At 44.5% G+C, this 15,585-nt stretch carries 17 protein-coding genes and 1 pseudogene; 3 read left to right on the top strand and 15 right to left on the bottom strand.

The genetic code is table 11. The annotated features are described in order from the left end of the window. Positions 1-92: 92 nt before the first annotated feature. Together ASD40_RS08325 and tdh are read right to left on the bottom strand one after the other, a co-directional pair. Positions 93-1,271 (bottom strand): glycine C-acetyltransferase, encoded by a 1,179-nt coding sequence (locus ASD40_RS08325; protein WP_057302856.1) that lies wholly within the window; start codon positions 1,269-1,271, stop codon positions 93-95. Between the two features lie 65 nt (positions 1,272-1,336). Then, entirely contained in the window at positions 1,337-2,377 is a 1,041-nt protein-coding gene (gene tdh, locus ASD40_RS08320) for an L-threonine 3-dehydrogenase (protein WP_057302855.1), read from the bottom strand. A gap of 138 nt (positions 2,378-2,515) precedes the next feature. Here tdh and ASD40_RS08315 point away from each other — a divergent pair, with 138 nt between their 5' ends. Beyond that, positions 2,516-3,076, top strand: coding sequence for a helix-turn-helix domain-containing protein (locus ASD40_RS08315; RefSeq protein WP_057302854.1), 561 nt, complete (start codon positions 2,516-2,518; stop codon positions 3,074-3,076). Between the two features lie 83 nt (positions 3,077-3,159). Here ASD40_RS08315 and ASD40_RS08310 read toward each other — a convergent pair whose 3' ends face one another. From ASD40_RS08310 to ASD40_RS08260, 11 genes and pseudogenes are all read right to left on the bottom strand, one after another. After that, positions 3,160-4,422 carry a Gfo/Idh/MocA family protein gene (locus tag ASD40_RS08310; RefSeq protein ID WP_057302853.1) on the bottom strand — a complete coding sequence of 421 codons (1,263 nt, stop codon included), beginning with the start codon at positions 4,420-4,422 and terminating at the stop codon, positions 3,160-3,162. 27 nt (positions 4,423-4,449) lie between these two features. Then, positions 4,450-5,289: a carbohydrate ABC transporter permease gene (locus tag ASD40_RS08305; RefSeq protein ID WP_057302852.1), complete on the bottom strand. Its 840-nt coding sequence runs from the start codon at positions 5,287-5,289 to the stop codon at positions 4,450-4,452. Positions 5,290-5,302: 13 nt separating this feature from the next. After that, the gene (locus tag ASD40_RS08300; protein WP_057302851.1) at positions 5,303-6,187 is read right to left on the bottom strand and encodes a carbohydrate ABC transporter permease; all 885 of its coding nucleotides are present in this window, start codon (positions 6,185-6,187) and stop codon (positions 5,303-5,305) included. A gap of 80 nt (positions 6,188-6,267) precedes the next feature. Further along, a complete protein-coding gene (locus ASD40_RS08295; RefSeq protein WP_057302850.1) occupies positions 6,268-7,581 on the bottom strand; it encodes an ABC transporter substrate-binding protein in 1,314 nt (437 codons plus the stop codon). Positions 7,582-7,723: 142 nt separating this feature from the next. Continuing rightward, positions 7,724-8,770 carry a LacI family DNA-binding transcriptional regulator gene (locus ASD40_RS08290; RefSeq protein WP_057302849.1) on the bottom strand — a complete coding sequence of 349 codons (1,047 nt, stop codon included), beginning with the start codon at positions 8,768-8,770 and terminating at the stop codon, positions 7,724-7,726. A gap of 194 nt (positions 8,771-8,964) precedes the next feature. Continuing rightward, the gene (locus tag ASD40_RS08285) at positions 8,965-9,870 is read right to left on the bottom strand and encodes a protease complex subunit PrcB family protein (RefSeq protein ID WP_057302848.1); all 906 of its coding nucleotides are present in this window, start codon (positions 9,868-9,870) and stop codon (positions 8,965-8,967) included. Positions 9,871-10,041: 171 nt separating this feature from the next. Further along, a complete protein-coding gene (locus ASD40_RS08280; RefSeq protein WP_057302847.1) occupies positions 10,042-10,341 on the bottom strand; it encodes a spore coat protein in 300 nt (99 codons plus the stop codon). Between the two features lie 11 nt (positions 10,342-10,352). Next, on the bottom strand, positions 10,353-10,547 hold the full coding sequence (locus ASD40_RS08275) for a hypothetical protein (RefSeq protein WP_057302846.1): 195 nt from the start codon (positions 10,545-10,547) through the stop codon (positions 10,353-10,355). A 36-nt stretch (positions 10,548-10,583) separates the two neighbouring features. Then, positions 10,584-11,719: pseudogene (locus ASD40_RS08270) on the bottom strand (zinc-dependent alcohol dehydrogenase). Positions 11,720-11,740: 21 nt separating this feature from the next. Continuing rightward, positions 11,741-12,112, bottom strand: coding sequence for a spore coat protein (locus ASD40_RS08265; protein ID WP_057302845.1), 372 nt, complete (start codon positions 12,110-12,112; stop codon positions 11,741-11,743). Positions 12,113-12,124: 12 nt separating this feature from the next. Then, positions 12,125-12,370 (bottom strand): hypothetical protein, encoded by a 246-nt coding sequence (locus ASD40_RS08260; RefSeq protein WP_057302925.1) that lies wholly within the window; start codon positions 12,368-12,370, stop codon positions 12,125-12,127. 290 nt (positions 12,371-12,660) lie between these two features. Between ASD40_RS08260 and ASD40_RS08255 the strand changes: the two genes are divergently transcribed. After that, positions 12,661-13,374: a C40 family peptidase gene (locus ASD40_RS08255; protein ID WP_057302844.1), complete on the top strand. Its 714-nt coding sequence runs from the start codon at positions 12,661-12,663 to the stop codon at positions 13,372-13,374. Between the two features lie 150 nt (positions 13,375-13,524). Beyond that, a complete protein-coding gene (locus ASD40_RS08250) occupies positions 13,525-14,163 on the top strand; it encodes a TerC family protein (RefSeq protein WP_082562125.1) in 639 nt (212 codons plus the stop codon). Between the two features lie 24 nt (positions 14,164-14,187). Here the strand turns inward: ASD40_RS08250 and ASD40_RS38520 are convergent, their stop codons facing one another. Beyond that, positions 14,188-14,925: a peptidase G2 autoproteolytic cleavage domain-containing protein gene (locus tag ASD40_RS38520; RefSeq protein ID WP_057302842.1), complete on the bottom strand. Its 738-nt coding sequence runs from the start codon at positions 14,923-14,925 to the stop codon at positions 14,188-14,190. A gap of 76 nt (positions 14,926-15,001) precedes the next feature. Then, a complete protein-coding gene (locus ASD40_RS38515) occupies positions 15,002-15,403 on the bottom strand; it encodes a hypothetical protein (RefSeq protein WP_057302841.1) in 402 nt (133 codons plus the stop codon). Positions 15,404-15,585: the final 182 nt, after the last annotated feature.

The following is a 15,585-nucleotide window of genomic DNA, read 5'->3' as shown; positions in this document are numbered from 1 at the left end:
TAAGAGTCGGACATAACCAAATGGTATGGTTCCAAAAGCACAAAAAAAGTGCTGCCACCCTTGTCAGAGTTAGCAGCACTTCATACTTTACACTAGATCAGTCCGAATTCCTGACCAACCTTCTGCAATCTATCTAAGGCAAAAGATAAGTCTTCCTTTGAATGTTGAGCCGTTACAATAAGCCGTACTCGACCTTTATCCATAGCAACCGTCGGATAAATGATACCTTGAGCGAACACGCCTTCTTCCAGCAAACGATCCGAAAAACGCATGGTTTGTGCGGGATCACCTATAATAATCGGTATGATGGGTGTCTCACTTGCGCCGGTATCAAAGCCTAAACGTTGTAGAGCTGCTCGGAATCCATTCGCATTGTCCCAGAGCTTTGTTACTAAATCAGAGCTTTCCTTAAGTACTTGTATAGCGGCCAAACAAGTTGCTGCAACCGCAGGTGGTTGCGATGTACTGAACAGAAACGGCCTTGCGGTATGAATCAAATGCTCTTTCAAGAGCTGGGCACCGGCAACATAGCCACCAACGGCTCCGATTGCTTTGGATAACGTGCCTATTTGGATATGAACTCTGCCATGAAGACCGAAATGGTCCGTCGAACCTTTACCATTGGTGCCAAGGACCCCGCTCGCGTGAGCATCATCCACATAAACAATAGCGTCATAGGCTTCTGCTAGTTGAACAATGTCGGGAAGCGGCGCGATATCGCCATCCATACTGAATACACCATCTGTTACAACGACGCGTTTACGATGCTTTTGCGTTTCCTTCAAAATGGCTTCAAGCTGATTCATGTCCTTGTGAGCGAAAATTTTGCGGCTCGCTTTCGTCAAGCGGATGCCATCAATAATACTCGCGTGATTCAGCTCATCGCTTATCACCACGTCATCGGCTCCAAGAACAGCTGACAATGCGCCTTGATTCGTTGTAAAACCGGACTGGAACACAAGGGCCGCCTCAGTGCCTTTAAACTTGGCTAGCTCGATTTCGAGTTCATCGTGAATATCGAGTGTTCCCGTAATCGTTCGCACAGAACCGCTGCCAACTCCATACTTCTCGATAGCTGCGATCGCAGCTTCCTTGAGCTTTGGATGATGGGTCAAGCCCAAATAGTTATTGGAAGACATTTGAAGAACTTTCTTACCGTTTAGGTACATCCAGGAGTCGGAACCGCTTTCCCATACTTTAATGGAGCGGTATCTTCCTTCTCGCTTCCACCCTTCGATATCCGCTGCTAAATCATTCAAATAGTTGTTCATGTGTACCTCCTAAGAGTTTTGCGGAGCAAAACTTACTTCGTAAGCATCCGCTTTTGAGTTTTGCCCTAATGTGTAAATACAATTTTGCCGCATTGACCTTGATCCATTAACTTGAAGGCTTCCTCATACTGATCTAATGTAAATCTATGCGTGATAACCGATGTCAGATCAATTCGCTTCTGGTTCAGTAATCCCTTCATTTGATACCAGGTTTGGTACATCTTTCGCCCCGTAATCCCTTCAACCCGCAGCCCTTTAAAAATGATTTGATTCGTTAGGTCCAGGCTCACCTCTTTGGTTGGAATACCAAGCAAGGACACTCTGCCCGCGTTAGCCGCAGCTTCGAAGCCGTCTACGATGGCCTGAGGATTGCCGGACATTTCAAGAACAACCTCAACGCCTTCTCCATCCGTCATTTGTCGGAGTGCCTTGGATATTCGGGTTTCCATCGCGTTAATCGTAAAATCCGCGCCCATTTTTTTGGCGAGCTCTAAACGGTTAGGGTTAATATCCGCGGCATAAATTGCTCCTGCACCGCAGGCTTTTGCTACTTGAATGGCCAATAAGCCAATCGGGCCTACACCAATAATGGCAACCGACTTTCCTACAATGTCGCCGGACAGAACTGTTTGCACAGCGTTGCCAAGCGGGTCCTGCAAGCAAGCGATTTCATAAGGAAGATCAGGAGCATTATGAATAATGTTGGTTGCCTTCACAACAGCAAATTCGGCAAAGCAGCCAGGCGCCGTAATCCCGAAACTTCTGGTATTCGGGCAAACATGCGCATTACCCGTCCGACATGCTTTACAGGAACCGCATACCATGTGGCCTTCTGCAGAAACATAGTCACCGATTGCAATACCCGTGACCCGTTCCCCGACTTCCACAACAATGCCTGCGAATTCATGACCAAAGACGTTCGGCGTTATCACGGTTTTGTCTGCCCAAGCATCCCATTTGTAAATATGTAAATCTGTTCCGCAAATCGATGTTGCTTTAATACGAACAAGAACCTCATCGGCTCCGCAAGTCGGAATAGGAACTTCTTTTAATATAGCACCAGGTCCTCTGTGCTCTTTGACCAATCCGATCATAGTAGCGCCCATCATCGTTCCCCCAAGTTTAGTTTAATATAATACACAAACGTGCGTTTTAACATCTATATATACCATATTATACAAACGTATGTTATATTGTAAATAGGCATTTTGACAAAACGGAAAATAAATATTGGAGGACCTGAAATGAACGAACCGATACATAAAATGGTGGGTCGAAAGCTGTTAAACATTCGCAAAACAAGAGGATTAAGCTTAGATCAAGTCGCTGATCTGACTGGTGTCAGCAAAGCGATGTTGGGGCAAATTGAACGAGGAGATTCGAATCCGACTATTTCTGTACTTTGGAAAATTGTTAGCGGCTTACAAATTTCGTTTACAAGTCTCATCGAAGATACCGAACCGAAGATTACAGTTGTCCGCGCAGCCGGGCTTTCTCCATTTGAAGAGGAAGATGGGCAGTATCGCGCATTCCCGCTCTTCCCTTTTCACCCTCAAAAGAGCTTTGAAATTTATACGGTCGAAATGGATCGCGACTGCAGCCATGCCTCCGAACCTCATAATGAGGGCGTTGAAGAATACATTCTCATGGTGGAAGGAAGTCTGGATCTAACCATCTCCCAAGAAAGCTATACGCTCAAAGCTGGCGATGCCATTCACTTCACAGCAGATCGGCCACATACGTATACGAATAGATCTGACGCTAAAGCCGTTTATAAAACCTTAATTTACTATCCGCCTTCTTAACATTAAGATTATTCTACGGACCACCTATATCTATTAAAGAACGCAACCAGCCGAATACCGTGGCCGCTTGCGTTTTTTTCTCATTATACCCTAACTAATGTTTTATAAAATTGTTCGATTTCAATCGGCTTTCCGCCATTCACACGCGATTCCTCTGCAGCAAATGCCATCAAATGGCTTCGCACAGAAGCAGCTGCGGATGAATCACTTTCTCCCCCAGCATACGTACGAACCTCGCGAAGAAAACTGCGCACGATGCCCACATCGCCGCCGCTGTGCCCTTCTTCGGATGCATGGACATGAATCGCATTCTGCTCATTCGTCACAAAATCATGTACTGTGAATGTATGCTCTTCCATGTTTCCTCTAATTTCACCCTTCGTTCCCATGACTTGCACAATGCGCGTATTATCCCGCGTAAACCCGCACATGCTGAACATCGCGGTAGCCCCGCTGGCAAACTCCATATTCACTACCTGATGGTCAACGACATTGTTATCGCTGCGGTACACGCATTTGCCGTATGGTGTTGTGCGTAGCGCCTCAAGTATGCCCTCTAAGCTAGTATCCGTTGTGAACTTAGCTGCCCACCCCCGGCCAGAGCCCAAATAATATTTGGGCGCATAGTATTGGCAGCTGGCTTCAGCCGGACAGCCGTCGAGACAACGTGCAGGCGCACCTTCAGGTGCGTTCTCCGCATTAAAATGCATAAGTGATCCAAATGAACTCACACGCTCGCAAGGCTCGCCCATGATATACGATAAAATATCCATATCGTGGCACGATTTGGCCAAGATCATCGGACTTGATGTGTCCGAGTTATTCCAGTTGCCGCGCACAAAGCTGTGCGCCATATGCATATTGCCGACATTCTCATTGAGTTGAATGGAGACAATTTGTCCAATCTTCCCTTCATCGATGACACGTTTCATCGCCGTCCAGAACGCCGTATAACGTAGTACATGACATATCGTCAGCAAGCGATTATGCTTTTTAGCCATACGCTCCATTTCTACACATTCCTCTGGACTTGGAGACATCGGTTTCTCAAGAAGGACGTGATAACCAAGCTCAAGCGCCTTCAGTGTCGGCTCGTAATGCATTTGATCCTGCGTACAAATGATGGCGATATCCGCCAGCTTCGGCTGTGCCAAGAGCTCTTCCCAATCCGCATAGGCATCCTCCTGTGAAATTCGGTGAGCAGCCACAAACGCTGCCCTTCTATCTTCATCCGGCTCCGCTACCGCGATAATATCAAGTTCGTGAGGGTAATTAAGCGCATAAGGCGCATAAGCATGGGCACCGCGACTGCCGGCTCCCAACAGAATAGCTGTAACTTTTTGCATAGTTGGTCTCTCTCCTTATACTGTCTGTTAGGACTTACTGCCTGTAAAGGCAATCCCTTGAATAAATGAGCGTTGGAAAATAAAGAAGATAATAATCATAGGCAAAATAGCCATCATAGAGCCTGCCATAATAATCGTATAATTCGTTTTGTGCTCCCCTTGGAGGAACGCAATGCCTGCTGAGAGCACCATTTTGTCGGGTGAACTATTGACAATGAGCGGCCACATCAGATCGTTCCACGACCACAGCATGGTGAAAATAGCGAGAGCAATCATCCCCGATTTGGCTAAAGGCAGCATGATCTGCCAATAAATGCGAAATTGATTGCAGCCATCAAGCTTAGCGGCTTCTTCCAGCTCGTGCGGCAGCGTCATGAAAAATTGGCGCAGCAGAAACGTGCCGAAAGCGCTGAATAAACCTGGAACGATGAGTGCTGTAAGCGAGTTGAGCCATCCAAAGTCTTTCATAATCATATACTGCGGGATGAGGAATACTTGACCTGGCACCATAAGAACGGACAGCATCAGAATGAAAAAGAAATGACGCCCCGGAAAGTTAATTCGGGCAAAAGCATAAGCAGCAAGCGAGCAAATGATTAATTGGCCGATTACTTTTATCACCGTTGTAATAAATGTATTCCAGTAAAAAGTGAAAAATGGTAAGTTCAAAAATACCTTCGTATAATTGCTCCACTGAAACGTTTTAGGAAATAGTACCGGAGGTATCGCTGTTGACTCTCCTAACGTTTTCACCGATGTAAGAAACATCCAGATGAAGGGAGTGACCATGATGACAGCACCTAGGATAAGAATAAGATGTATGAACCCGGTCTGAACTGATTTTCGTTGATGGATTCTGGTGTTCATTCAGCCGCCCTCCTCATTCGTAGTGAACCCATTTCTTCTGAATTTTCATTTGAATATACGTAATAATCATAATAATGGTAAACAGCAGGACAGCGATCGAGGACGCGTAGCCCTTGTTATTCTTCAAGAAACCGTATTTATAGTATAAGAAGACAATTGACTGCGTGGATTCCATGACGATATCTCCTACCATCATATATATGAAGTCGAATACCTGAAAAGCGCCAATCAAAGAAGTAACCAGTACGAAAAAAATGGTTGGCGTCAAAAGAGGTATCGTAATACGCATAAATTTGGTTACAGCTCCCGCACCGTCTATGGATGCAGCTTCATAGTAGGAAGATGAGATACCTTGGAGTCCTGAAAGAAATATAATCATGTGGCTGCCAATGGAACACCATATAGCAACAATAATAATCGATAATAACGCCGTGCGATTATCCGTCAACCAGTGAGGACCAGGAATTGACAATAAACCTAGTAAGTAATTGATCAAACCGAAATCAGAGTTGTACAGCCATTTCCAGACCATAGCAATCGCGGCCGGCATGGTTACAACCGGAAGAAAATACATTGTGCGGTAAATGGACAACCCTTTGACCTGCTGATTAAGCAGAACAGCCAGCAGAATGGACAGGATGATCCCGATCGGCACAGCGAGGACGATATAAATGCTTGTATTCCGGATAGCATGAAGCAGCTCTTTATCCGTAAACAACATCTTGTAATTCGCCAAGCCAGTCCAAGTGTATTTGCCGAAGGCCCCCCACTCCGTAAAGGAAAAATAAAAGGTTTGGAACACAGGCCAAATATAAAACACCAGCAAGCCAAGCATTAGTGGCATAATCATGATATATGCCCACTTCCAATCGGATAAACGCTTCGAGCTGAATCGCATGTTTACTCACTCTCCTATGAGTGGAATTGGGAAAGGAGATCCGCTTCGAACGTTGGTTTCCGAAACGGATCCCCTGAACCTTATTTTTCTGCTGCTAATGCTTGGTTCATCTTAGCTCCGAGCTCTTTGGCCGCATCAGCTACCGGTTTATCTCCCATCCATGCATTTTTCAAAATTTCTGTTTCGTAAGTATTCCAAACCGAAGTATTTTTGGATACAGGGTACGGGGTTGCATACTCCGCCATATCAATGAAAGCTTTCGCTTTGTATTGCGGGAAAGTAGCTAACCAGGAAGTCTCGCTGCCCTTGTAAGCCGGAATTGCTCCGCCTTGCTTCGCAGCAATTTCAGCCGCTTCCTTGGAGCCAAGGAACTTAACGAATTCCCATGCTTCTTTCGGATGCTTGGAGTTCGCGGATATGACATGGCCCAGACCGTGAATGACAACACCCTGCTTTTTCCCTTTTGGCAGCACGGCTACGTCTGCCTTGTTTTTCATATCAGCGTTTTGATTAATGGTAAACGCTGCCCAAGAACCGTCAAAATACATGGCGAGCTTGCCGGAGGTGAACATATCGGCAGGAGCAGTTTCCGTCATTTGAGCCAGTGTTGGAGATACTTTATGAACTTGAATCAGATCCGTTAGAAATTTCAAACCTTCAATCGCTTCCGGTTGGTCAAAGCCTGATTTCTTATGGTCATCCGAAATGACATAGCCGCCAGCCTGAAGAATCGTATTGTAGAAATCCTCCTGATTCATCATTGGGGCAGCGAAGCCGTAGACGCCTTTGGCAGGGTCCGTTAATTTCTTAGCCGCTTCGGTCAGCTTGCTCCAATCCCATGTGCCGTCCGGATAAGGAATTCCTTTATCATCGAACAGCTTTTTGTTGTACCATAAGCCAATCGTGTCAAAGTCTTTAGGAATCCCATAATTTTTGCCGCCCAGACTATAAAGTGAAACCAGCGAGGTTGGATATTTGGAGAGATCTAACTGATCGGTCTTGATCGTCTCTGTCAAATCCTTTAACATGCCGTTGCCTGCATATTTGACAAAATTAGGACCATTCATCCAAAATACATCAGGCATTGTCCCGCCTTGAGCGGCCGTTTCTAATTTGGTGAAATATTGTTTGTACGGCGTATTCTCCGCTTTTACTTCAATATTCGGGTGACTCGCTTGGAACGCTTTGATGACATCGGTCATCGTGTCCATACTCCAGCCGCCATAAGTAATGGTTACTTTTTCCGCAGATGCTGTAGCCGTAGCCTTACCATCGGTTTTGGGAGCTGTTGTGGATGTAGAATTAGACGAACCAGAATTACCGCAAGCGCTTACAACAACCATTGCCGACATGAGCGTTGTGATGAGAACAACCTTTTTTGTATTGTTGACCATTTCGCTATCACCCTTTTTTTCATTTTTTATGATCGAAAATGCAAATATGACATACGCCGAAAACCTATTTCACCCCCCTTCAATTTGTTCAATATAATTGGCGCCAAACACTGGACAACGTTATCCAAGGGACCAAAAAAAATTAGTTTCTAGTATATACCGAAGATTGTCTCACAATAAGCCGATGTGGAAGCAGCACTTTGGAAAGCTGCGGTTGCTCGCCATTCAGCATATCCAGCAAGGTTGAAGCTGCAGTTGTGCCTATTTCGACTTTTGGTACATGAACAGACGATAACGGCGGTGTTGTATATTGGGCAAAATCAATATTATCCATCGAGATGAAAGCAATATCCTCTGGAATGCGTAATTGGTTTTCAATGACAGCTCGCATAGCTGGAATCGCTAATTGGTCACTCGCCGAAAATATCGCCGTAGGTCGTTCCAGATCTGTACGCTTCAAACGCTCCATGATACTCTCATAACTGCGGTCGATTTCCCACCGGGTGTCTATCACCCATTCTTTATTTAAAGGAATACCTGCGTCATACATGGCAAATTTAAAGCCCTGAAATCTCTCTTCACTGTTTAATTCACTTGTATGACCTGGCCCGCCAACAAAACCAATCGATTGGTGCCCTTGTGTAATGAGGTGATCGACAGCTGACTTCGCGGCGTGAATACGGTCGTAATCAACCATGGTAATTTCCGTACCGTTCGTACAAATGCCGATCAGTGCCAGATCCTCCACTTTTAGCAAATAGTCAACGATCTCGGGGCCTACTTCACCAACGATTATAATGCCATCGACTTGTATGTCATGTATGCAACGATGCAGAAGCGCTTCATCTTTAAGCTCATCTGAGGTATGCATGAACCCCAGAGAATAGCCGGATTCCAAAATTTTCTTGGTAAACGCAGTAATGATCGGAGAGTAATAAGGGTGATCGTCGTTCAAACGAGCCGTTTGAATGATGCAGCCAATTTGCTTCGTCAGCTTTTTCTCTACCTTTTGTTTGTTTACAAGGTGTCGCGCCGATTCATTAGGTGTGTAATTCAATTGACGCACAGCCTCCCAGACTTTCGCCTTTGTCTCCGGGTTGATGTGCCTGCTGGTATCATTTCTCACTACACGTGAGGCTGTTGAAATGGAGACTCCGACTAAATCTGCAATATCTTTGAGAGTAGGCAATTCATACAGCTCCTTCTATCTAAACCTATATCCAATCATTAGCCAAACGTTATCCTGATGTTTGGGGCAAACGCTTTCTTACAGAATAGTTCATCACTTCACATGTTGTCAATATGTTTGTCACCTTAAATCACAAAAAAAATGCTGCCACCTTTACTTCAAAGGTTCGCAGCACTTATTTAAAAGCTAGACATTTATTTCGAAGCAGCTGGTTCAGCTATTACCTTATACTTGGACGAAATATACGTGACAGTTTTGGCTTCTGTAATCACCTGAGCATACATCATGTCAGGTTTCGGCTCGAGCAGTGTATACATAATGACAGCCTGACCATCTTCGTTAAACTGGATTGCATTAACTTCAATACCGTAGCCAGGGTTAGGTTTATCACCTCTGGACAGCGTTACCTTGTTAACATCATCATTTACTTTCTCAACCTTTACCGCTACTTCTTCTGTAGGAGCAGGCTTTTGAGTATTAGCTTCCATCACGCGAATAGCGTTATAGAGCCAATTAGCCGCTTCTCCACGCGTTAGCTCACTTTTTGGATTAAACTTACCGTCCTTATCAAGGTTAGTAATTTTATAAAGCAGCAGTCTCTGTAAAGTGCCTTGATAATCAATCGTGATTTGATCCTCATCCTTGATCGTGATGAACATTTTGATCAGCGGGAAATTGCCTTTCTTTTCTAAGGCACGAACTAATAAGTCCCCGAATTGTTCGCGAGTAATCGTCGCATTCGGGTTCACATCCTTAGGAATCTCCAACCCGTGATAATGGGCTATGACAAAAGCGTCCGCATACCAGGCATCATTCGAGATGTTCGCATACATGTCCGTTGCTACCGGCTGTTTTTTGAAACGCATTAAATCTAAGTTCAGGTCCAAGCCTTTTACAATCATTTGCACACTTTGCGCATAGCTAATTTTTCCTTTCGGAACAAAATGCTCCTGATCGATCCCGCTTACGACGCCGCGGTCTTTTAAGGCCAGACTGGATTCTGCTTGTCCTTCCTCTAAATCAGAAAAAGCAAATGCTGAACCGAATGTCAAACTACTGCACAATAAGGTTGTTAACGTTAACGCGGCTATTTTTTTCATCAGCACTGTTCTCCTTTGGGTATGTATTTGTATAACCCGTTTTCTGAGTTACTTACATAACGTTGAGCAGTCAAATTATGTTGCAGATGATTAACCAAAACAAATAACCAGCAGCCTCAGGCTACCGGTTTAATCGAATATTTGATATTACTGGGAATTAAATTCGTATCTTTACAACGTCGGAGCATTCAAAGCCGTCTCAATGTTCTTCAAGTCGAATTGAATCTGCTCCTTGATGTTCCACGGATGATACCAGCCTTGTTCCATCATATACTTCACTATTTTCTCATGCGTATCAATCGCTTCATCTAATTGCTTGGAGAGCGTCGCCTTGATCTCTGGAGTGCCCGCCTCCGTTACAGCCATCGCGTAATTTCGTACCCCGCTCTTCGCAGTAATTAGAAAGTCCATCGCAATCACTTGATCGGTCATCGTATGCATTCCTGTCAAATGTTCAAGAATGGTGTTCATGCTTTCACCTCCTATACGGTCGCTTTGGTTAGAATTGCCCCAAGCTCCTGAAGCTGCCGCGTCGATAACTCAACGTCTTGCAGTAAAATTTCTTTCAAAGACGGGTCCGTTACTAAGAGCTTCATCGTCTTCGACTTGGTTAAACAGACTGTTTTGAAAGCTGCTATTTCATGGACCTCAAGGGTTTCGTGTAGAGCATATGGCATCTTCTAACATGCACCTCCGAATAACTAGATTCACAATTACGGTTTAAGAACAACTTTAATACAATTTTCTTGTCTGGTATCAAATATTTCATACCCATGTTTGGCTTCGCTAAGCGGCAGGATGTGTGTAATAACATCGCTCGGATCAACCTTGCCCGTATCAATCAACTCATACATAAACGGCATATAGTGAATGACGGGTGCTTGTCCAGTACGGATATTAACATTTCTCTGGAAAAGGTCGCCAAGTGGAAAAGCATTGTACCGTCCGCCATACGCTCCCGTAATCTGGATCGTTCCACCCTTACGTACAGCCTGAGAAGCAATGACAATACCGCCCATCGCACCGCCGTGCAGCTTAAGTCCAGATGCTATCGATTCCAGTGGGGTCATTTTCCCACTCATTCCCGTGCAATCGATGACGACATCTGCTCCACCTTTCGTAATTTCCTTCAAGTAATTCCCGATATGTTCACCGTGCTCAAAGTTAACGATTTCGACCTTGTTCGTACGTTTCGCATGCTCTAAACGGTAATCGAGATAATCAACGGCAATAACTCGCTTTGTTCCTTTGAACCAACTACATTTTTGCGTCAGTAGCCCAACAGGTCCGCATCCGAGAACGATAACCGTATCACCTTCCTTTACACCAGCATTATCAACACTCCAGTAAGCTGTTGTCATCGCATCCGCAATCAAGCAAAGTGTCTCATCCGGATGCTCGCAGCTTCTGGGATTTTGAAGTGAGTGAAGTTCGCGAATGGTACCCGCAAATATTCAGCCTGTCCACCCGGATACCCGCCTGTTGTGCCGGAATATCCGAAGTAAGCACCCATATCCCCATTCTCGTTCGAGTTATCGCACTGGCTTTCGAGTTGATTTTTACAGAAAAAACATTCCCCGCAGCTAATATTGAAAGGAATAATGACACGATCGCCTTTCTTTAACTTCGTAACGCCAGAACCGACTTCTTCCACGATGCCCATAGGTTCGTGTCCGATTACAAAGTCTTCCTGTAAATTGGGTATCATTCCGTGAATCAAATGTAAGTCGGAACCACAGATTGCCGTAGTCGTCATTCGGACGATCATATCGTCGGTTTTTTCAATCTTCGGATCGGGAACTTCTTTCACAACGACATTCTTGAGGCCCTGGTACGTAACAGCTTTCATGCTTAATTTCCTCCAATAATGTTATTGATCTGGTGTCCGATCAAACATGCCTTTACGCGAGGTATCATCTGGGAACAACTTCATTTGAGCCATTTGAACGGCATTGATAGCACCTAGTTGATCTAATTTATATTGTTCGTTGAGTTCATAAGGATGGAACCATTTCTTCCTCATCATAAGATCGGATACTTCTTGATGCAGAGCAATGCCTTGATGAAGTTGGTTGCGAAGGATCGCTCTTGCTCCTTCCGACGCCGTTTCCGTTAAGGCAATCGCCGTATTCCTGACCCCTTCTTTAACTCGGATAAGAAAGTCCATAGCGAATGTCATGTCTGCCATCTCTGGCATATTGAGAGCGTTACTCGGATCTAAATAATCATAGTCTTCATTCATCTATTATCACCTTCAATTTATAATGGGTGTCGGACGATTGGGGATAGGGGCTTGGAATGGCGCTTTCGCATAAACGGTCTGCAGATCAGCTATGGCTTGCATGGATTGCTCCACGTCTTTCTGCATCAATGCTTTTAATTCTTGGTCGAAAACCAAGCCTTGCATCATCTTGGATTTTAACACGCAAAGTGTTTTGAAATTAAGGGCTTCATGCAATTCCAGGGACTCGTGCGCTGCTAAAGTTGGTTGATTTACCATTGGCTCACCTCCAATGGTATCTTGTCCTTGAAATGTGGGGTTATTCATCAAATTACCTCTCATATTAATCAATTGGGCCGAAAGTGCTTTCAATGTTAAGAAGTGATAAATTTACCTGTCAAGGAATTATTGCTCATCAAATTCTAACGAAAATCTAATAATGCGAATTATGCTAGGAACGTTATGGTTTTCGCCTCTATTCGGTAAATTTAGGGATTTTCAACTGTGATAAAGTGATTGTAGGTCCCAGATTCAGCTCAGCTTAAATACCATAAGGAGGAAGTTAACTCATGCAAAAAAAGAATAAGAACTACCTTGGAAAAAAGACAATATTATCTTTAGGCTTAGCGCTCTCCATGTTTAGTGGCTTTTCAACTAGTGCTTTTGCTGCTCCTGTAGCAACTGCAACCGTGAATAAGGGTGTTAACTTCCGAGCTGATCAGAGTACGAGTGCACCCGTTTGGGGACTTATTAAACAAGGCACTGTACTGCCTGTTGAAGCAGCAAATGACTACTGGGTTTTAGTCGATTACAATGGTAAACAGGGCTATGTTTCACGCGCTTATGTAACCGTACATGAAAATAAGCCTTCTCCTTCTCCGGCTCCTTCTAAACCTGCTACTGGCGGCAGTTTAGCTAATAAAATTATCAGCTCAGCTTCCTCATTTAAAGGCCGGGTCCATTATGTATTTGGTTCGAGGGATCAACAGCGTTTGCGTTTAGATTGTTCTTCCTTCACGCAATATGTATTTCAACTAAATGGCATTCAAATTCCTTGGGGATCTAAGGCACAAGTCAAATTGGGCACTTACATTCCACGCAATCAGCTCCAACCGGGTGATTTAGTATTTTTCAGTGTAAGTACACCAGGTCAAATTAACCATGTGGGCATCTACATAGGTAATGGTCAATTCATTAACAATTTACCAAACAAAGGTGTTGTCGTCGGCGACTTCAATAGCTCTTATTGGACAAGCCATTACATCACAGGCCGCAGAATCTAAGCTATTAGAACGCAATTACTAAAATAAGAACCTTTCCTTATCTAAAGGAGGGTTCTTTGCCATTTCATCTTCTTTGGAAGTATTGGGTTTATTTAGGTAGTAGACACATATAATGATCTTAGCTTCGACGGACAGGCATGAGTTATTTACATGAGAGGACAACCATATATGCAGGATTGGTTCATTATTTTCATGTATAATTTATTCACGAATATCGATAACGCGATTATGATCCAACTTACCCTTCATAAATATAATCTCAGCAGTAAAATGAAATTTTATCTTTTTATGCTCCTCTGCTTGTTTCGAATTCTATACATTGCCTGTGTGCAATCGATGTCAGATGTGCCATACATCAATGTTGCAACAGCCCTCATTATGTTCTTCTTCGCCATTCGGATGGTCATGCCTAAGAAAATGATGAGAAGACACTTAACCTATCTGCTCATCTTCAGCAGTGTTGTAACCTTAGATTTGATCATGAGTATTGATAGTATCTTGCTGACAGCAAGGCTATCAGATAACCTATTATCCATTGTAATAGGTGTATTGCCGGCTTTATGTCTCATCTTTATATTTTCCTCCAAAATGGAAGAATTCATTGCAAGAATGCCTTGGATTGAAGTTGCCATCGCTGGCTTATTAGCTCAGTTAGCTGTCCTTCAGTTAAAAAAAGAACCAAACATCCTGCATTTGCTGCAAGAAGAATGGTTCGATTTAATGGCCATCACCGCCATGTGTGTGATCTGCAGCGTGGGGTGGTTCAATCTTTGGAGGAAGACGTATTGACTCTCTTTACATCTATCACGTGTCTTAATACGATTTCCCCATGAGTACTAGAATCTGATTAGGACGGGTTCTTTTTAACACATAAAAACCATGATCAGATGCTGTAGCCACTCCACTCTCGTTTGGACCGCAAAGTCCGCCCGCTTGGCAGGAACCATCATCCCGTATCAGTAGTTTACCGAGCATCCCTACGGCTACCCATTCGGGTCTCTCTGCCCTAGGGATATAGACTTGTGCAGGGTCCCATTCCGGATTTAACATCGGTTGTCGATCATTTCGTTCGGGTATGACGATTTCCCCTTGAGCATCTGTCAAGGCCGGCACGCTCACTTCATGGTATAGGGTTCTTCCCCACTCATCCGTCAGATACTTCTCATTCCAGCGCATCTCCCCGCTGTTCGAGAGAAAAGCTGGCTTCGCACTTGTAATCCCTATTACATAGCGATCCGTGGGATCAGCTATGCGAACTTTGTCCTCTTCCAAAGCGACGAAAAAGCCAGGTTCAATAGGGTTACCGTCTGTAGTCTCGAACATCTCCGCGTAATCTGCTGCTGGACTGCTTACCGTCCCGTCTATTTTAACATTGCCATTGCTTAATATTTTTGCAGCTAATCCAGGTGCCTCGCTGCTTGTCCCGTTGGCTAAGTACCAAGAATAGGTCAGCTCATTCGCGGCACCAAATTGCCCCATGATGTGCACACCTTCCAAATTGTTCGTTGAAGTTCCTTGTCCTTCCGCATGAGAAAAAAAACTATTCGCCAATGTGTTAACACCCTCGGTATGGGAAGTGAAGCCACTCGCGGTTGTCAATGCACCTTCCGCATGGGAGTTTTGACCGCTAGCTATGCGTCAACTCTCCTTCTGCATGGGCATTAATGCCATCGGCTCTAGTGAGCTGCCCTTCAGCATGTGAATGAAGTCCAATTGCACGGGCACCACTGCCTTCGGCATGAGAAGCAAAACTCTGCGCTCGGGTCAAAAAACCTTCTGCATGAGCCGCCAAATCTTCAGCACTTGTTGACTGACCTTCTGCATGTGAGTATACACCAAGAGCCGTAGCACCACTGCCTTCTGAGTGAGAAGCAGGACCCGACGCTTGGGTTACATATCCCTCCGCATGAGAAGCAAGAGAACTCGCCAACGTACCCAAGCCTTCCGCGTGAGAATAATCTCCACTCGCAACGGTACTATTTCCTTCTGCCTCAGAGCAAACCCCCAAAGCTTGCGCGCCACAAGCCATATTTATCCTCTCCTTTATACGGATTATGAATATACGATTCATACTATGGATTTTTACCAGTTTACTTGTACAATTGCCATTATGTAACTAGAGTAAAGGGCTGAATATTCAGCCCCTCCTCATCAAACCGTACATGAAGTTTTCCCTCATACGGCTTTCCGATGTTCTTCAATCATGAGCAT

This window comes from Paenibacillus sp. Root444D2 (assembly GCF_001426375.1).
In the GTDB taxonomy this organism is placed as follows: domain Bacteria; phylum Bacillota; class Bacilli; order Paenibacillales; family NBRC-103111; genus Paenibacillus_E.
This window is presented reverse-complemented; position numbering and strand designations above follow the sequence as displayed.